General features: G+C 59.3%; 15 protein-coding genes. 13 read left to right on the forward strand and 2 right to left on the reverse strand.

Annotation, left to right across the window (positions count from 1 at the left end; translation table 11 throughout):
* Window positions 1-2 precede the first annotated feature (2 nt).
* The 6 genes from HMPREF2879_RS07800 to hemW all read left to right on the forward strand — a co-directional run bounded on the left by HMPREF2879_RS07800 (window position 3) and on the right by hemW (window position 7042).
* The gene (locus HMPREF2879_RS07800; protein ID WP_070635195.1) at window positions 3-503 is read left to right on the forward strand and encodes a hypothetical protein; all 501 of its coding nucleotides are present in this window, start codon (window positions 3-5) and stop codon (window positions 501-503) included.
* 1150 nt (window positions 504-1653) lie between these two features.
* On the forward strand, window positions 1654-1926 hold the full coding sequence (locus HMPREF2879_RS07805; protein WP_070635196.1) for a hypothetical protein: 273 nt from the start codon (window positions 1654-1656) through the stop codon (window positions 1924-1926).
* A gap of 114 nt (window positions 1927-2040) precedes the next feature.
* Window positions 2041-2325, forward strand: coding sequence for a hypothetical protein (locus HMPREF2879_RS07810; protein ID WP_049353062.1), 285 nt, complete (start codon window positions 2041-2043; stop codon window positions 2323-2325).
* 258 nt (window positions 2326-2583) lie between these two features.
* Window positions 2584-3606, forward strand: a complete 1023-nt coding sequence (locus tag HMPREF2879_RS07815) for a PAC2 family protein (RefSeq protein ID WP_070635197.1) — start codon at window positions 2584-2586, stop codon at window positions 3604-3606.
* A gap of 96 nt (window positions 3607-3702) precedes the next feature.
* Entirely contained in the window at window positions 3703-5544 is a 1842-nt protein-coding gene (lepA, locus tag HMPREF2879_RS07820) for a translation elongation factor 4 (protein WP_371260001.1), read from the forward strand.
* 211 nt (window positions 5545-5755) lie between these two features.
* A complete protein-coding gene (gene hemW / locus HMPREF2879_RS07825; RefSeq protein ID WP_070635198.1) occupies window positions 5756-7042 on the forward strand; it encodes a radical SAM family heme chaperone HemW in 1287 nt (428 codons plus the stop codon).
* 786 nt (window positions 7043-7828) lie between these two features.
* On the opposite strand, the gene HMPREF2879_RS07830 is transcribed toward hemW, so the two are convergent.
* Both HMPREF2879_RS07830 and HMPREF2879_RS07835 read right to left on the reverse strand, forming a co-directional pair.
* A complete protein-coding gene (locus tag HMPREF2879_RS07830) occupies window positions 7829-8248 on the reverse strand; it encodes a DUF4870 domain-containing protein (RefSeq protein WP_005508694.1) in 420 nt (139 codons plus the stop codon).
* 264 nt (window positions 8249-8512) lie between these two features.
* Window positions 8513-9382, reverse strand: coding sequence for a DUF3097 domain-containing protein (locus tag HMPREF2879_RS07835; protein WP_070635199.1), 870 nt, complete (start codon window positions 9380-9382; stop codon window positions 8513-8515).
* A 279-nt stretch (window positions 9383-9661) separates the two neighbouring features.
* On the opposite strand from HMPREF2879_RS07835, the gene dnaJ reads away from it, so the two are divergent.
* The 7 genes from dnaJ to HMPREF2879_RS07870 all read left to right on the forward strand — a co-directional run bounded on the left by dnaJ (window position 9662) and on the right by HMPREF2879_RS07870 (window position 17822).
* Window positions 9662-10798: a molecular chaperone DnaJ gene (gene dnaJ / locus HMPREF2879_RS07840; RefSeq protein ID WP_070635200.1), complete on the forward strand. Its 1137-nt coding sequence runs from the start codon at window positions 9662-9664 to the stop codon at window positions 10796-10798.
* 174 nt (window positions 10799-10972) lie between these two features.
* Complete coding sequence (locus HMPREF2879_RS07845; RefSeq protein WP_070635201.1) at window positions 10973-11746, forward strand: 16S rRNA (uracil(1498)-N(3))-methyltransferase; 774 nt, start codon at window positions 10973-10975, stop codon at window positions 11744-11746.
* Between the two features lie 138 nt (window positions 11747-11884).
* Window positions 11885-13021 carry a PhoH family protein gene (locus HMPREF2879_RS07850; protein ID WP_070484447.1) on the forward strand — a complete coding sequence of 379 codons (1137 nt, stop codon included), beginning with the start codon at window positions 11885-11887 and terminating at the stop codon, window positions 13019-13021.
* 3 nt (window positions 13022-13024) lie between these two features.
* Window positions 13025-13546 (forward strand): rRNA maturation RNase YbeY, encoded by a 522-nt coding sequence (ybeY, locus tag HMPREF2879_RS07855; protein WP_049356917.1) that lies wholly within the window; start codon window positions 13025-13027, stop codon window positions 13544-13546.
* Between the two features lie 9 nt (window positions 13547-13555).
* Window positions 13556-15016: a hemolysin family protein gene (locus HMPREF2879_RS07860; protein ID WP_070635202.1), complete on the forward strand. Its 1461-nt coding sequence runs from the start codon at window positions 13556-13558 to the stop codon at window positions 15014-15016.
* 126 nt (window positions 15017-15142) lie between these two features.
* Window positions 15143-16300, forward strand: coding sequence for a GTPase Era (locus tag HMPREF2879_RS07865; protein WP_210399486.1), 1158 nt, complete (start codon window positions 15143-15145; stop codon window positions 16298-16300).
* 82 nt (window positions 16301-16382) lie between these two features.
* Window positions 16383-17822, forward strand: coding sequence for an LCP family protein (locus tag HMPREF2879_RS07870; protein WP_070543527.1), 1440 nt, complete (start codon window positions 16383-16385; stop codon window positions 17820-17822).
* Window positions 17823-17909 lie beyond the last annotated feature (87 nt).

A 17909-nucleotide genomic window follows, 5' to 3' on the forward strand; every position in this document is an offset into this window, starting at 1 on the left:
CCGTGGAAGAAGTCACCGAGAAGAAACAGCCAAAGAACCAGAAGGGCGCAGAGGGGGAGAACAACCACTCTGGTACATCAATACCTAAGACTGTACCCGTGGAAGAAGTCACCGAGGAGAAACAGCCAAAGAACCAGAAGGGCGCAGAGGGGGAGAACAACCACTCTGGTATATTCCAGACGAAAGGTGAACCGGCACCACAAGGGACGTTCGATAGCTTCCAAGCGCTCAAACTTATAGCTCCTTTCCTATGGCTCTGGGAACTATACGCCCAATCGAGATTCGTAGATGACAGGGATAGTACAAAGAATTATGCAATGATCTACGAGAAGAGAGAACGTGTTGTCTTCTGGCTTGATTTGGTATTACGTGCGTTTCTCGTGTGGGTAGTGCTGACAATCCTGCTGAAGACTCTTCACCTAGACCTGCCCGATCTATCCGGCGTGGTGCCGCATATCCGCATTCCGGGGGAGAACCCCTGGTTCGAGTGGCCGTCCAGGTGAAGCCGCCACGGAAAAAGTTCTGTGCGAACCTGGTACGATATGAACATCTCCTGTCGGAACGACACAGGGCACTCGGCATTACCTCTCTGAATGTTGAACAAATCGGTGAAGTTTGTAAACCCCCGATGCGCCAACCACTGCGCATCGGGGGTTTATTCTGTCTCCAGCACCTCGAGACCACCGCCCGGACAAGCCCATGACCACAGAAGAGGTCCTCGACCTACTCGATGAGAGCCTACGCAAAATCATCGTCAAAGAAGGGGTCATCGAAAAGAACAACACCGGCTGGGTGGTCTACCCGCCCAACACGGAAGCAGACTTCCCCCGGATTGAGCTTATTTGTATTCAGAGGCGAGGAGTCAAGGTTCAGAGTAAGGGAAAGCCGATTACGACTCACCCAGTGAGATCTTCCAACGCTCGCAACGTCAAGCGCCTGCGAGATTGTGCCGCACGTAGTTCTTCGTTTAGCAATTGGCTGAAACGGCTTGCAGGACCAGTTCCCCTGCGGTTTCCTCGCTTTGATTCATTCGAGGGTACGGAGCGCATTATGCACCCCAGCTTGAATCGTCAGTAAGGACATGGTCAGCAGGGTGGGCGACAAGACGGTAACCCGACTTGGTCGCTGATTTAGCCCTCGCGAGAATCTCAGCAGCCAATTGAGCATCGGTAAGAGGAGCGGCCACTTGTTCTCGCATTGCGTTGTCTGCCGCAGAGATAATGACCGTCATGTCCACGTTGAGTGCGTCACAGATGGTTTTGAGGTCACGGACGGGGAGTGATCCTTCTGACCGATATACAGGTCGGCTGAGTTTACTCTTGGAGATGCCAGTTTTTGCAGTCAGGGTTAGCAGGTCTTCACCTCGCCGAACCACCCATACCTTTGTTGAAGCGCCACGGTGAGAATAAGTCGGGACGTACATGGTTTAGGGGTCTTTCTCCTGATGAGATTGCAGATGTCCTTTTATATGCTGTGAAAAATACTGAGTTTATGAAGAGCCCGGATAACCGACACCAATATATTGCAGTTGTAGACGTTCCAGAGATAGGCCTTGTAAGAGTTGCCGCAAAGCTTGCAAAGGATCCAGAACATCTAGGTAAAATAGATGTGTTGTCAATTTTCCCTATAAAAACCTGGTAAAAAGGGTAAAGCATGGAAGAAGAAATCATCGCAAAGTATCTTCTAACTATGCCGATGCCTGATATTAGTCGTAAATGGGTGGGAGAATATGCCCGGACTGAGGAATGGGACCAAGCTATTATTGCTGCGGTCAGTTGCTTTTTAAAGCAGGGGGCACATTTCCCGAAGGTTGTTTTGAAGTATTTAGATTTTGAGTATTTCGATGATGAGGATTACGCGAGAATTCGGGAACTTGCTACTGAGGATTTTGATTACGAGGCTCATCTTGATTTGTTAGAGCGTTAGGATACTGCGAAAGCCCTGTGCACGGTGTGCGTGTGAGGGGCTTTTGTGTACCCATTTTTGAGTTTTCCACTGTACGGAGCTTTTATCCGATTGAGAATAAAGAAGCTGAAGACTATGTTGGATTGGGAAAAAGCTAAGATTCTATCCGCTGTTATGCGAACCCGTGCCCTGGAGGAGCGGACGCGACCTTTTGTCGAAGAATTTGATAATGCGGGTGAGTGGGAGTTGGCTCTTGCTAGCGTTATTGGTGATTTTGTGAAGCAAAAGGTTACTTTTCCGTATGATGTTGCGGTGCTGGCGGATCATGAATTTATGCCTGATGATTTGGTAGAGAGTATGTGGACTTACGCTACTGAAGAGTTCGACTATGAGGCTCATCTAGACCTCCTAGAGCGTTAGATTTATATAATTAGAAGCCCTGTGCACGGTGTGCGTGCACGGGGCTTTTGTGTACCCATTCCTATGGAGGCGCCCGCCCGGTGACGAAACCGCTTGCGGGTCGCGCGGGAGCCCGTATAGTGGGAACTATCGGCGGTACCGCACACCGCCCGCGCCTATCATGAGCGCTCTAAGCGGCGTTGCACGCAGCGCCGGGGAAAACGCGAGAGCACCGCCGATACACACCACACAACCACCGACCACGAGCTAAGGACAACGATGAGCCAGCCGAACTTCCCGCCCGCCCGACTCTTTGACGCTTTCGCCAAGCCCGCCTCCACAGAACAGCCCGCGAAGAAGGGCCTGCTTGGCAAACTGGGCCTGGGCGAATCCTCCGAGGAGGACAACTACACGACCGTCATGCTGGTCGGTTTCAACTCCGCGAAGGAACCCCCGGGCAACGGCGAGGATGCCCTCGACGTGATTCACCGCGCGTTCGACCCGTGCGATGAGAGCCCCGGCTTCGACATGGACGACTTCTACGACTATGCTTCCGTCGCCCCGCAGCTGCAGAACAGCGACGACTCCGAATCCACGGTTCTGGTGTGGCCCAAGATGTTCTACAACATGGTCACCATCCCGGAGCGCCGCCTGCGCTTGCTCGTGGTGACCGGCCCCGCCCCGAGCCTGTGCCTGCGGCGGTTCATGACCCGCTTCTTCAAGTACGTGAAGAAGCTCCACGTGGACCACGCAATCTTCGTTGAGACCTTTGAGGATCAGGTGGCGCACACCCGCCCGTACCCGTACACGCTGACCACTTACGACGAGAAGCTGGCGGCAATCCCCGGTATTCTGCACGAGTATTTCACCGGTTCTACCTCGGTGACGATGGCGATGTCTGCGCTCGCCGCCGAGCACGGCCTGTCCTCCTCGGTCATGTTGCGTATGAGCATCCCGGGGTATCTGAGCTTTGACCAGCAGAACCCGCGCGCGGTTGTGAGCCTGATCGAGGCGCTGGAAGTCATCCTCGGTATCAAGGTCGAGTCGGAGGAGTACGACCGCCTGCGCGTCCACGCTGATGAGTGGGAGGCGGAGCTCGCCGAAGAAATGGCGAAGGACTACGAGAAGGTTGAGCTGGTGCGTGAGATTGAGCAGAAGATGGATTCGACTCTGCGCACTGTCTCCGGCGAGGTGATTGCCGAGGATATTGAGGGCTACCTGGATTCCCTCAGCGGCGCCTCCGAGGGCGTAAATCCTGCCGATGATGGTGCGGGTTCCGCGGAGGATTCTTCGGAACGCTAGGTCCGTTCGCACATATGGCGCGGGTATGGGAAAATGATAGGTAACTATGCCCATACCCGCAGCCAGCATCTCGAAAGGATGATGTGATTGGCACCCATGTCGAAGAACCCGCCCGTTCCGGCGGCGACCGACCCCGCGATTATTCGCAACTTCTGCATTATCGCCCACATTGACCACGGTAAGTCCACCCTCGCAGACCGTATGCTGCAGGCCACCGGCGTGGTTGCCCCGCGCGATATGAAGGCGCAGTACCTGGACCGCATGGACATTGAACGTGAACGCGGTATCACCATTAAGTCCCAGGCTGTGCGCATGCCCTGGGATGTTGACGGCACCTCCTACGCGCTGAACATGATTGACACCCCCGGCCACGTGGACTTCACCTATGAGGTGTCCCGCTCCCTGGCTGCGTGTGAGGGTGCGCTTCTGCTTGTGGACGCCGCCCAGGGTATTGAGGCTCAGACCCTGGCGAACCTGTACCTGGCGATGGAGAACGATCTGACCATCATCCCGGTGCTGAACAAGATTGACCTTCCCGCGGCTCAGCCCGATAAGTACGCTGAGGAGCTGGCGAACCTGATTGGTTGCGAGCCGGACGAGGTTCTGCGCGTATCGGGTAAGACCGGTGAGGGTGTTGAGGCTCTGCTGGACCGTATTGTGGAGGCGATTCCCGCCCCGCAGGGTGACGCATCCGCCCCGGCGCGTGCCATGATTTTTGACTCGGTGTACGACTCGTACCGCGGCGTGGTCACCTATGTGCGTGTTGTGGACGGTAGCCTGCAGCCGCGCCAGAAGATTAAGATGATGTCTACCGGCGCTGAGCATGACCTGCTTGAAATCGGCGTGATTTCCCCTGAGCCTGTCCCGTCGAAGGGCCTGGGCGTGGGCGAGGTGGGTTACCTCATTACCGGTGTGAAGGATGTCCGTCAGTCCCGTGTGGGTGATACCGTCACCTCCGCCGCGAAGCCTGCGCAGGAGTCCCTGGGCGGTTACGAGGACCCCAAGCCGATGGTGTTCTCTGGCCTGTTCCCGATTGATGGTTCGGACTACCCGGCGCTGCGTGACGCGCTGGATAAGCTGAAGCTTAACGACGCTGCGCTGATTTATGAGCCGGAGACTTCTGCCGCTCTGGGCTTCGGTTTCCGCTGTGGCTTCCTGGGTCTGCTGCACCTGGAGATTGTGCGTGAGCGCCTGGAACGCGAGTTCAACCTGGACCTGATTTCGACCGCGCCGAACGTTATTTACGACGTGGTGGATGAGGCCGGTAACGCTAAGCGCGTGACCAATCCGAGCGAATTCCCCGAGGGTAAGGTCGCGACGATTCGCGAGCCCATGGTGGCGTGTACGATTATTGCCCCGAGCGAGTACATTGGCGCGATTATGGAGCTGTGCCAGGCTCGCCGCGGCCAGATCGGCGGCATGGATTACCTGTCCGAGGATCGTGTGGAGATGCGTTACCGCCTGCCCCTGGCAGAGATCGTGTTCGACTTCTTCGATCAGTTGAAGTCCCGTACCCGCGGTTATGCGTCACTGGACTGGAAGTTCGACGGTGAGGAAGAGGCTGACCTGGTGAAGGTCGACATCCTGCTGCAGGGCGAGAAGGTGGACGCGTTCAGCGCCATTACTCACCGCGATAAGGCGTACTCGTACGGCCTGATGATGACTTCTAAGCTGCGTGAGCTGATTCCTCGTCAGCAGTTTGAGGTGCCGATTCAGGCGGCTATCGGTTCGCGTATTATTGCCCGCGAGAATATTCGTGCGATGCGTAAGGACGTTCTTTCGAAGTGTTACGGTGGCGATATTTCGCGTAAGCGTAAGCTGCTGGAGAAGCAGAAGGAAGGCAAGAAGCGCATGAAGATGGTCGGTCGTGTGGAGGTTCCTCAGGAAGCCTTCATTGCGGCACTGTCTTCGAGCGAGGAGAAGGAAAAGAAGAAGTAGCCTTTCGCTGCTTTGTAGCTTTTCCGGCTGTGTGCTGACCTGTTGATTGTGGAGAACCCGGCTGGTGCCTCGTGTACCGCCGGGTTCTCTGCACGCTGTCTGTTGATACACTGCCCGTTGATACGTCGCCTGTTGATGCCACCCGCGTAGCCGCATGCGCGGTGCCCATATTTGATTCCCCCAACCGCCACACCTAGTTCCAGGAGGCAGAATGCCCGCCCAGCCCACCGGCGCCCCCGCACCCCGCGACGGGCGCATCCCCGCCACCAGCGCGGCAGGATGCGAAACCCGCGACTTCAGCCTCTACGTACACATCCCCTTCTGCTCCGTACGCTGCGGCTACTGCGACTTCAACACCTACGCCACCGAAGACTTCGGCGACGGCATCGGCCTCGGCACCTACGCCGACGATGCCATCGCAGAAATCCTCTTCGCCGCCCGCACCCTCGAGGCATCCGGCGTCGCAAAACGCCCCATGCACACCGTCTTCTTCGGAGGCGGCACCCCCACCAAACTACCCGCCCGCGACCTCGTACGCATCCTGCACGCAGCCATCGACGTATTCGGCCTCGTCGAGGGCGCAGAAGTCACCACCGAAGCGAACCCCGACTCCGTCACCCGCGAAGACCTGCAAACCCTCAAGGACGGTGGCTTCACCCGCGTATCCTTCGGCATGCAGTCCGTTGTCCCCGAGGTGCTACAGGTACTCGACCGCACCCACACGCCGTCGAACGTGCCGAAGGTCGTCGCCTGGGCTAAAGAGGTCGGCCTGCAGGTATCCGTGGACCTCATCTACGGTTCGCCGGGGGAGACCCTGCACCAGTGGGAGCGCAGCGTTCGCGCCGCAATCTCCTACGAACCGGACCATATTTCCGCGTACTCGTTGATCGTGGAGGACGGCACGAAGCTTGCCGCGCAGATCCGCCGAGGCGAATACACCATGCCCGACGAAGACCTCATGGCGGACATGTACCTGCTCGCCGAGGAGCTACTCACCGAAGCTGGCTACAACTGGTACGAGGTCTCCAACTACTCGCGCAGCGAGGACACCCGCAGCGACCACAACCTCGCCTACTGGCGCAACCAGGACTGGTGGGGCATCGGCCCCGGCGCGCACTCGCATGTGAACGGTACCCGCTGGTGGAACGTGAAGCACCCGGTGCCGTACGCGCAGAAGGTGCGTGCGGGGGAGTCCCCGGCGGCGGCACGTGAGGTGCTGGACACTGCCACTCGTGCTTTTGAGACGATTATGCTCATGATTCGTGTGCGTGAGGGCTTGGCGATGCACGAGCTACTCGCCGTGCACGATGAGGCGCAGCTGGGCGCCTCCCTGCGCTGGCTGGTTTCTCAAGCTCTGATTGAGCCTGACGCTTTGACCTCTCAGGCTGAACCTGACCCTGAAGCCCACGTGCGACTAACCCTCAAGGGCCGCCTGCTGGGCGATGCAGTTACCCGTGAGCTGCTTCCGGAAGTCTCTGAAGAGCGCGAGGAGCACTAAGAAATACCTGCGTGATAAGGGGCTTTTCAGTCTGAGCGACATGCTGGTGCAGGTCTGCTACAGCTCCACTTGGGCGCCACCCCTGCCGCCGCCTGCACGCGGCGTGCACCCCGGGATTGCCGTAATATTTCGGTGATTTCGTGGTGTTTTCGTGGGTCTCAAAAAACTTTTAAAAAAATTTTTCGGGGCTGTTTGGGGGAGCTTCAGGGGAGCGCCAAACCTTACACTAGCGTGCTAATTGTTCGCATTTGTGCTGGACTAGCCGAAAGAATTTTCCACTCTTTCATACCACTTTTAGGGTGCGTATTTTTCGAATACTTTCCTGAGAAAAAATTTTCCCAAAACACCCAATTTCAAGTTGTGGTTGAAGGTTACGCTGTGCCATAATAGGTCATGGCAGGACGGTATATGTCTAACAGCGTGTTCTCGTCTTTGCTGAAGTTGAGTGAATACGGTTGTGGGCTCCTGGTAACAGGGGCCCACGATCGTTTAACAACGATTATCTACAGCACCATTCGGTAGAGTTTGCAGCAATTCACGCGCACTAGGCAAGAAGCCCTAAAAGAAAAGCCCGGAAGAAAAGCCCGGAAGAAAAGTCGGGAAGAAAAGCCCCGACAGAAGAACCTGCAAGCCCTCCATGCGCAGAACTAGCAGGCACAATCCCACCGAAGGTAACGCCTCCGTCAGTAGCCTTTAGAACAGCAGTACTTAAACACGAAAACGCCCCACACAACGTGCGGGGCGTTCATCGTAAAAGCTATCAGCGCGGTTTAGGACCGGCAGTTCTTAGGATTCTGCGGATTCTGCGTTCTCGGTGGAGTAGAAGCGGTCCAGCAGGCGCGGGTTCATACGGTAGCTGTACGGCTCACCGCGATTCACCTCAATACCGGCACGCAGCGACGCAATAGCCATGAACAGCCACACGAGCGCACCTAGAACCATGGCAATGTTGCCCATGCCGGGCAGGAACGACACGACCCACAGCGCCACCAGAGCAATGGAGGGCAGGAGGGTGAAGTTCATTGCCTCGCGAGCCTCCTGCTCAGCGAAGGGCGCGTTATTGCGGCTGACGTAGAAAACCGCAGCGGAAGGGATGATGCCGAGAATGCCACCGAAATGCGCGAAAGTCGCACGGTTGCGGTCCTGAATCACGCTAATCTTACGGGTTTTCTGAGGCCCGGTTGCCGGGCGAACATCGTTAGTCACGAAAATCCTGGTTCGATAGAAGTTTCTTGTGGTGATCACCTAAGCCGGTGGACCTGCCCTCCGAGGAGGTGAATCGTTTGAGCGGTGGTGACCTAAGAGTGTAGTGATGGTGCAACATAAACCCACAGAGGCAATGCCACACGCTCAACTATTGTACCGCTTTAGGGAACAAAACCCACAGGATAATGCCCTCGAGGGAAAGGTTCTGAGCAAATTCACACCTGCGCCCGCAGACGGGGGCGCAATAGCGGGTTTCGCGTGCGGTTAGGCACCCGGCTCGGTGAGAAAATCGATGAGCGATTCGACCGGGCCGAGCAGTGTCGGATCCAGGTCAGCGTATGAGTCAACGCGGGAGAGAATATGCTTCCACGCCTGCGCCACATCCGCCTGCGTTTCGTGCGGCTGACCCAGACGACGCAGCGTGCCCTTCTTGAAGTCCTCACCGCGCGGCACCTGCGGCCACGCCTTCAAACCCAGCACCGAGGGCTTGACCGCCTGCCAAATATCGATGAACGGGTGACCCACAATCTTCACGTGCCCGACGGCACCGGGCACAGCCAGCGCCTCGGCAACAATACGCTGCTCCTTCGTGCCCTCAATCAGGTGGTCGACCAGAATACCCAGGCGGCGGCCCGGGCCCGGCGCGAACTCACGAATGGCACCGGCAAGATCATCCACGCCGTGCAGCGGCTCCACAACAATGCCCTCAACGCGCAGATCGTGGCCCCAGACCTTCTCCACGAGCTCGGCGTCGTGCAGACCTTCAACCCAGATGCGGGAGGCGCGCGCCACCTTAGCCGGGGCGTTCTTCACCGCAATTGAACCGGAGCGAGAAATCGTGCGCTTCGGCTCCTTCGCCGCCACCGGGGCGACAATCTCAACGGGCTCACCCTCAATCAGGTAGCCCGGACCCAGCGGGAAATTCTTTACGCGACCCTTCGCGTCCTCGAGTCCGAAGAACAGGGCACCGCCGATGCGTTCAGCCTTCACAACCTCACCCACCCAGCCGTTAATATCCTCAATCAGCAGGCCGCGGCGCAGCGGCACCTTACGCGGGGCCGGCGCCTGGCGGCTCATGCGGGCGGCGTTTAGATCCTGGGCACCCCAGCCGTAGGGGGAGTGGTGGGTACTCAACGTATTCTCCTTTGGGGCGGTAGGGGCAGCAGAGCCAGTCAGGGCGGTGATAGCGCCGGAACCATAAGACAGAACAATCAGACGGAGCCGTGAGACGGAACCGGCGGGGGAACTAAAACGGGGTTCGGGGCGCACCGCAGATTAAGCGGATAGCGGGAGCGACCTCCATTCAGCCTAGCCATTGTATCGGGTCGAGGGTAGTATCCCCTAGAATTGATACGACCATTGTTGGCGGTGCACTCATCGAGCACCGCCATCGTCTCGAGAGGAAGGAAACGCATGAGCCACTACGATACTCTCGGCGTATCGAACGACGCCAGCCCCGAAGAGATCAAGAAGGCGTACCGAAAGAAGGCGCGCCAGCTGCACCCCGACGTGAACCCCTCCGAGGACGCAGCCGAAGAGTTTAAGCGCGTCACCCTCGCCTACGAGGTGCTCTCCGACCCCGAAAAGCGCCGCAACTATGACACCACCGGCGACGAACAGGGCCGCGCAGGCTACCCCGGAGGCGGCGGCTACCCGGGCGGCGGATTCAGCGGCTTCGGCGGTTTTGAGGACCTGCTGAACATGTTCACCGGCGGCGCGGCAGGTGCCCGCGGCCCCGCATCCCGCATGCGTCAGGGCCAGGACGACCTGATTACCGTCTCCATCAGCCTGCAGGACGCCGTGTTCGGTGTTGAGAAGACCATTGAGCGTCGCTCCGCCGTGACCTGCAAATCCTGTAACGGTGAAGGTACCGCAGAGGGCACCCAGCCCGAAACTTGCACCACCTGCTCCGGTCACGGTTTCATGCAGCGCCGTGTGCAGTCCATCCTCGGTACCGTCATGCAGCAGGTCGAATGCCCCGACTGCCACGGCTACGGCACCGTCATCAAGACCCCCTGCCCTGAATGCCACGGTCAGGGCCGCGTACGTGAAGACGTGCCGCTGACCTTCAACGTTCCCGCCGGTGTGCACGACCAGGCGCGTATCCGCCTGCGCGGCAAGGGCGAGGCAGGCCTGTACGGTGGTCCCAACGGCGACCTGTACATTGACCTGAACGTCAAGCGTGACAAGTACTTCAGCCGCGAGGGCGACAACCTGGTCACCACCGTGAACATCCCCATGGTCGCGGCGGCACTGGGCACCACCATCCCGCTGAATACCTTCGACGGCGACCAGGAAGTTGCAATCCCCGCAGGCACTCAGAGCGGCGACGTGATCACCCTCAACGGCCTGGGCGCAACCGTGCTCGGCACCGAGCGTCGCGGCGACCTGCTGGTGCGTATCCAGGTGGTCACCCCCACCGACATGACCGAAGAACAGCGTGAACTGCTGCGCCAGTTCGCCGCCCTGCGCGGTGAATCCCTCACCGAAGGTTCGCAGGTCAAGCACCGCGGTGGCCTCTTCTCCCGCCTGAAGGACCAGTTCAAGTAGGATTCCTACACCAAGCTGAGGATGCGGCGGGTGCGGTACTCAACCCGCCCCCGCCGCATTCCTGTCAGCACTGCTGTCAGCATTGCGCTGTACGCGCCCGCGCTAAGCTACACACCTATTTCTCACGCCACCCGCACATTACCCACGCTTTCAAACCGCACCTCAAGGAGAACCATGAGCGCCCCCATCTTCTACATCAGCACGGAAGAATACGACGCACTCACCCCCGGCGCCACCTGCGCGCTCGGCGGCTCCGAAGGCAAGCATGCCCTCGTCAAGCGCCTTGAGCTCGGCGAACGCATCGACCTGGGTGACGGCACCGGCCGCCGCGCACTCGGTACGGTTGCCTCCATCAACGCGGACGGCGTGAGCGTTCAGGTGCAGGAGCTGTGCGAGGAACGCAGCGTGCCCTCCATCTACCTGGTGCAGGCGCTCGCGAAGGACGGCCGCGACCTGCTCGCCATCGAAACCGCGACCGAGCTGGGCGTGTACGGTGTGCTTCCGTGGAGTGCGGACCGCTCCATTGTGCGTTGGAAGGGGGAGCGCGCCTCCAAGGCACACATCAAGTGGCAGAACACCGTCACCGCTGCGGCTAAGCAGTCGCGCCGCGCACTCATTCCCGAAGTGTACGACCTGTACAGCACCGCCGACCTGGTGGAGCTCATTGAAGAAGTAGCCGGCTCTGAGCAGTCCGCCGCCGTGTTCATCCTGCATGAGCAGGCGACCGAACGCCTCAGCGCTCTGGCACGCAAGCTTGTCGAGGCAGAGAACCTGCCCGAAGAAATCTACCTGCTCGTCGGCCCCGAAGGCGGCATCAGCGACCGCGAAGTGCAGCTCTTCACCGATGCCGGTGCGCAGCTGGCACTACTCGGCGATGAGGTGCTGCGTTCCTCCACCGCCGGTTCTGCCGCCATGTGCACCCTGAACGTGGTGCTGGGCCGCTGGTAGAGCGCCGCCGCTAAAGTCCAACCGGTAAAACCGCCTGCTAGAGCCCAGCTGATAGAACCTAGCTGACAGGCATCCACCAGGGCGTGGTGCATCACGCACATCTATACTTGTAAATACATCACTAGCCAAGGAGCCCATATGACTACCTCCCGACCTCTATCGACCGCGCGCACCGTATCCTTCAAGAGCGCCGCAGAAATGATCGCCGTGCTCGGCCCGCAGGACGCGCACCTGGCAATTATCGAGGACTACTTCGAGCAGATTAGCCTGCGCCCCAAGGACCTGGACGTGCTCATCACCGGCCCCTCCGAGGCCGTCAACACCGCCGCAAAGCTGCTGAACGAGCTGCGCGTGCTCTCCAGCCACGACACGCAGATTACCGTGCAGGTCATTCACCGCCTCATGGGCATGCTCGGCGACGAACTGAGCAACCCGGCGCACTCGCTGTCCACCAGCATCCTCTCCACCCGCGGCACCACGATTCGCCCCAAGACCATTAACCAGAAGAAGTACGTGGACGCTATCGACGCGAACACCGTCATCTTCGGTATCGGCCCGGCGGGTACCGGTAAGACCTACCTCGCCATGGCGAAGGCTGTGCAGGCGCTGCAGAGCCACGAAGTGAACCGTATTATCCTCACCCGCCCCGCCGTGGAGGCTGGTGAGCGTCTGGGCTTCCTGCCCGGCACCCTCAACGAGAAGATTGACCCGTACCTGCGCCCGCTCTACGACGCGCTGCACGACATGCTCGAGCCCGAAACCATCCCCAAGCTCATGGAGGCGGGCACCATCGAGGTCGCACCGCTGGCGTACATGCGCGGCCGCACCCTCAACGACGCGTTCATCATCCTCGACGAGGCGCAGAACACCACCGCCGAGCAGATGAAAATGTTCCTGACCCGCCTGGGCTTCGGGTCGAAGATGGTCATCACCGGCGATATCACCCAGGTTGACCTGCCCGGTGGCGCCGCATCCGGCCTGAAGCAGGTGCGCAACATTCTGCAGGGTGTGGAGGATATTCACTTCAGCATCCTGGAATCCTCCGACGTGGTGCGCCACACCCTGGTCTCGAATATCGTCTCCGCCTACGACCAGTGGGGCGAGGACCAGAAGGCGATGGAACGCAAGCGTAACCGCAAGGTCAAGCGCGCCACCATCGAGGCTGCGGCCGAGAAGCTTCTGGACCGCGCGGGCATTAACGGCGGCTCCGAAAAGAACGCTGAAAAGGGCCAGGCCAACGCCGATAACGCACAGACCACCCCGGAAGGACGCTAAACGGTGGCAGAGATTGAATTCGACTGCGAAGAGCCCGCAACCGGTGCTGACCCGGCAACCGACGCGTTCGTCCGCGAATCCTTCGAGGCGGTAGACACCGAGGTGCTCACCCGCCTCGTCGAGCACGCTTTCAAGCGCATGCACCTTGCCGATGACACCTACCTGTCCATCGCCATCGTGAACGAAGACGAGATGGAGCGCGTGCACATCGAGTGGATGGACCTGCCCGGCCCCACCGACGTGATGAGCTTCCCCATGGACGAGCTGGAACCGGGAACCCCCGAAAACCCCTCCAGTGGCATGCTCGGTGACATCATCCTCTGCCCGCCCGTCGCCGCACGTCAGGGCGCAGACGCGGGCCACAGCACCCTGGACGAGCTGTGCTTGCTCACCACCCACGGCATTCTGCACTGCCTCGGCTACGACCACGGCACCGCCGAAGAGGAAGCTGAAATGTTCGGCATTCAGCGCTCCATCCTCGAAGAGTTCCTGGGCCGCCCGGCACCGGTCGAAACCCGACACTAGGGGAGCGGCGTGGACATTCTACTCACAGCCCTCCTCGCCGTTCTCGCGCTCTGCTTGACCGTGGTCGCGGCAATCGCCGAAACCGCGTTCACCTACCTGCCGCACAACGAGGCTGAGGAGGCAGTGGAGGCACACCCGGACACCCTCGGCGCCCGCGTCCTGCAGCGCACCCTCGACGGTGACTCCGAGGCGTACACGCACCCGCTGCGCCTGACCCGCCTCATTGCGGCAGCCGCCGCGGTGCTCGCCACCATGACCTGCCTGCTGAACCTGGTCGAGGTGCACGCGCTCGCCGTCGTACTGACCCTCGTGATCGTTGCGCTGGTGGGCTACCCGATTCTGCATGTGCTAGCGCGTGCTCTGGGACGTAACCGTCCGGTCGCCTCGATTCGTGTGCTGGCTCGCCCGGTGCACTACCTGTCGGTTCTGCTGAGCCCGGCGACCGGTCTGCTCGATAAGCTCAGTGTGCGCCTGGCGCCGGAACGTTCGGCTGAGGCCCCGGTGGGTGTGTTCGATGAGGAGGAGCTGCGCGAGTTCCTGGACCGCGCCTCCGACGCTGAAACCATCGAGGACGACGAGGCGCAGATGGTGCAGTCCGTCTTTGAGATGGACGATACCCGCATCCGTTCACTCATGGTTCCGCGCACCGACATGCTCACCGCTAGCCGCGACACCACGTTGCGTGAGGCGTTGAGCCTGTTCCTGCGTTCGGGTTATTCGCGTATGCCGGTGATTGGTGATTCGAGCGATGAGATTCTGGGCGTGCTCTACCTGAAGGACGCGATGCGCGCCTTCATCCTGCATTCGGAGTCTCCGGAGGGTACCGCCCTGCCGACCGTGGTTGAGCTGATGCGCCCGGCTCGTTTTGAGCCCGAGTCGAAGCGCGCCATGGACCTGCTGCGTGAGATGCAGCGTGAGTCCACGCACGTGGCAATCATTGTTGATGAGTACGGCGGCACCGCCGGTCTGATTACCCTTGAGGACCTGATTGAGGAGCTGGTCGGTGACATTTCTGATGAGTACGACCGTGAGCGCCCCGAGTACACGCTGAATGACGACGGCACGTTCCGTCTCTCTGCCCGTCTGGGTATTGATGAGCTGGGCGAAATTTTCGGTCGTGAACTCGACGATGAAGATGTTGATACGGTGGGCGGTCTGCTCGCTAAGCATCTGGGTATGGTGCCGATTGTCGGTTCTGAGATTGAGATTGACGGCATTCATATTCGTGCGATTGGTTCGTCGGGCCGCCGCCACCAGGTCGATATGTTGCAGGCGTGGTATGAGCCGCCTCGTGATGAGCAGCAGGGTGCTGAAGGTTCCCCGGCGTCTAATTCCCCGAAGTCTGAGGTTGCTGACATCCTCAGCGTGGATACCAATCCGCCCGCTGTGGCTGAGCCGCACGCGCATCCGGATCTTCCGGGAGATACTGCTGAGGCTGAACCTGCAACCGATCAGCACGGCAACCGCTAGACATCGAACATAGACGCCGCATCATCCCATACACACTTTGAGCCGGCCGCCCCGCCCCCGGAAGGCGCAGGCAGATGAGGCTGGCACCCCATACACCCCGCACGGGGTTTGACAAGGAGAAACACAATGGACCAGGAGTACACCCCGCTCGATTTGAGCACTCTGGACTTGAGCACCCCGCTACCGACCTACCCGGCGGATTTCCGTTCGGGTTTCGCGTCGCTGGTGGGCCGCCCGAATGCGGGTAAGTCTACTTTGACGAACGCTATGGTCGGTCAGAAGGTGGCTATCACCTCGAACCGTCCGCAGACGACCCGCCACACGATCCGCGGTATTGTGCACAAGGACGAGTACCAGCTGATTCTGGTGGACACCCCGGGTATTCACCGCCCCCGCACTCTGCTGGGTGAGCGTCTGAACGACCTGGTGGCGAGCACCCTTTCGCAGGTGGATGTGCTGGGCTTCTGCATTCCGGCGAATGAGAAGATTGGTCCGGGTGACCGTTACATTGCGTCGCAGCTGGTGGCGTCGAGCAATAAGCCGGTGGTTGCTATTGTGACGAAGGCTGACACTGTGAGCTCTGAGGAGCTGCGTGAGCAGCTGCTGGCTGTTGAGGCGCTCGGCGAGGAGGTCATGAGCGCTGAGCGTGCGGCTCGTGCTAAGCGTGCCGCGCATCGTGCGAAGCAGAAGGGTAAGGGCCCCAAGGGTAAGGGCGGCAAGAATGATGCTGTGCCTTTCGCGAAGGGTTCGGGTCCTGCGGCTAAGCGCCGTGCGGGTGAGGTGTCTGAGCCGATGCCGGTTGACGGTAAGGGCGGCTGGGCTGCGATTATCCCGGTGTCTGCTGTGAAGCATTTCCAGGTGGATGCGGTCGCTGACCTGCTGGCGCAGTACACTCCGCTGTCGCCGCCGCTGTACCCCGAGGGTGAGCTGACCGATGAGCCGGAGGCAACCCTCATTGCGGAGCTGGTGCGTGAGGCAGCTCTGGAGGGTGCCCGCGAGGAGCTGCCCCACTCGATTGCTGTGACGGTTGAGGAGATGCAGTTCCGTGAGGGCCGCCCGGCGGATAACCCGCTGCTGGATGTGCACGTGAACCTGTTTGTGGAGCGTGAGTCGCAGAAGTACATCATTATCGGTAAGGGCGGCTCGAATCTGCGCAAGATTGGTACGAAGGCTCGTGAGCAGATTGAGGCGATGCTCGGTACCCGCATTTACCTGAATATTCATGTGAAGGTTGCGAAGGAATGGCAGTCTGACGCGCGTGCGTTGAATCGCCTGGGATTCTAGTAGTTTTCCTACTCATTCGGCGCTCATAGGGAAGAGTGTTACTCTGAGAAAGCACTTGCTCACCGGCAGAAAGAGAAAAGGTATGCCCCAGGCACCTCGTTTACGAAGCACCGGTCGTCATATGCGCACGACGGTGATGACTTCAAATCGCAATAAGTGGATTGCTCTGCTTACTGCTTGCATGCTCGTCATTGTTGTTGGCTTTGGTGGCGTGTTGGCTCTGCGTATGCGCAATAATCTGCATACTCAGGAGCTGAACATCAGCAATTACAAGGACGGCCTGGAGAACGGCGCTTTGGACATTCTCGTGATTGGTTCCGATACCCGTAAGGGCAATAACGGCGCGTACGGTAATGAGGATGACCGCAATTCTGAGGCTCGCGCGGACGTGATGATGCTTCTGCAGATCAGCAAGGACCGCAAGAACGTGAGCGTGCTGTCGTTCCCGCGTGACTTGATGGTTGATGTGCCGCAGTGTACTGACCCTGAGAGCGGCACCGTGTACCCGGCTGAGGAGAACGTTCAGATTAACGAGTCTCTGTCTCGCGGTGGTGCCGGTTGTACTGTGGCGACCATTAGCAAGCTGACCGGCGTGAATATTGACCACTTTATGCTGGTGGACTTTAACGCTGTGAAGGAGCTGTCGAAGGTTGTTGGTGGCGTTCAGGTCTGTGTGGACGCTCCGATTGATGACGAGTACAGCGGTCTGAAGCTTCCTGCGGGTACTTCCACTGTTGAGGGTGAGCAGGCTCTTGCGTTTTTGCGTAGCCGCCACGGCTTCTCGGATGGTTCCGATATTGGTCGTATTCAGGCTCAGCAGGGCTTCTTGTCTTCGCTGCTACGTAAGGTGAAGAGCGAGGGTACTCTGTCGAATCCAGGCCGTCTGATTAATATTGCTGAGGCGATTACTCAGAACGTGACGGTGGATAAGAACCTGGGCAATATCAGCACTCTGGTGGGTGTTGGTGCGGCTCTCGGCGGCGTGGACCTGTCGAATGTTGTGTTTGCGACGGTGCCGACTGAGCCGTGGAGCCAGGATGAGAACCGCCTGCAGGTTTCTGCGGATGCTGCGAACGTGTTCCAGCGTCTGCGTGATGATAAGTCGCTGAAGGAAGAGAAGGCTCCGGAGGCACCGGCTACTTCTGCCGCTCCGGTTCAGCTGGATCGTACGGTTCCGGTGAACGTGTACAACGCGACCGGTCTGGATGGTCGCTCGGCTACGATCGCTTCGGTGATTGAGGGCCTAGGCTACACGAATGTTACTCCCGGTACTTCGGCTAACCCGACGAACTTCACCACGGTGTTCTACTCGACCGGTTACGAGGCGGAGGCGAAGGAAATCGCCGCGAAGCTGAACGTGACCCGCGTGGTGGCGACTGAAGAGGTTCTGGGCGTGTCTGTGACGATTGGTACTGACTTCCCGTCCGGTGAGGCGATGGAGAAGCAGGAGGCTGCGATTGCGGGTAACGCGACCGGTCAGACTGCTGATCAGCACAAGTGCCAGACTGCTTTCGCCTACTAGGTTGTAGCTAGGGCATAGCGCAGATACGTGAATTTTGAGTGAGGGGCGTAGCGCCAGAAATGGTGGCTACGCCCCTTTGCCGTTAAC

This window comes from Rothia sp. HMSC069C04, assembly GCF_001812895.1.
Taxonomy (GTDB): Bacteria; Actinomycetota; Actinomycetes; order Actinomycetales; family Micrococcaceae; genus Rothia.

Excerpts from the sequence above, each read along its gene's own strand:
- lepA (WP_371260001.1), top strand. The coding sequence starts at position 3,703 with ATGTCGAAGAACCCGCCCGTTCCGGCGGCGACCGACCCCGCGATTATT.
- dnaJ (WP_070635200.1), top strand. The coding sequence starts at position 9,662 with ATGAGCCACTACGATACTCTCGGCGTATCGAACGACGCCAGCCCCGAA.
- HMPREF2879_RS07810 (WP_049353062.1), top strand. The coding sequence starts at position 2,041 with ATGTTGGATTGGGAAAAAGCTAAGATTCTATCCGCTGTTATGCGAACC.
- HMPREF2879_RS07865 (WP_210399486.1), top strand. The coding sequence starts at position 15,143 with ATGGACCAGGAGTACACCCCGCTCGATTTGAGCACTCTGGACTTGAGC.
- HMPREF2879_RS07805 (WP_070635196.1), top strand. The coding sequence starts at position 1,654 with ATGGAAGAAGAAATCATCGCAAAGTATCTTCTAACTATGCCGATGCCT.
- HMPREF2879_RS07850 (WP_070484447.1), top strand. The coding sequence starts at position 11,885 with ATGACTACCTCCCGACCTCTATCGACCGCGCGCACCGTATCCTTCAAG.
- HMPREF2879_RS07815 (WP_070635197.1), top strand. The coding sequence starts at position 2,584 with ATGAGCCAGCCGAACTTCCCGCCCGCCCGACTCTTTGACGCTTTCGCC.
- HMPREF2879_RS07845 (WP_070635201.1), top strand. The coding sequence starts at position 10,973 with ATGAGCGCCCCCATCTTCTACATCAGCACGGAAGAATACGACGCACTC.
- HMPREF2879_RS07870 (WP_070543527.1), top strand. The coding sequence starts at position 16,383 with ATGCCCCAGGCACCTCGTTTACGAAGCACCGGTCGTCATATGCGCACG.
- hemW (WP_070635198.1), top strand. The coding sequence starts at position 5,756 with ATGCCCGCCCAGCCCACCGGCGCCCCCGCACCCCGCGACGGGCGCATC.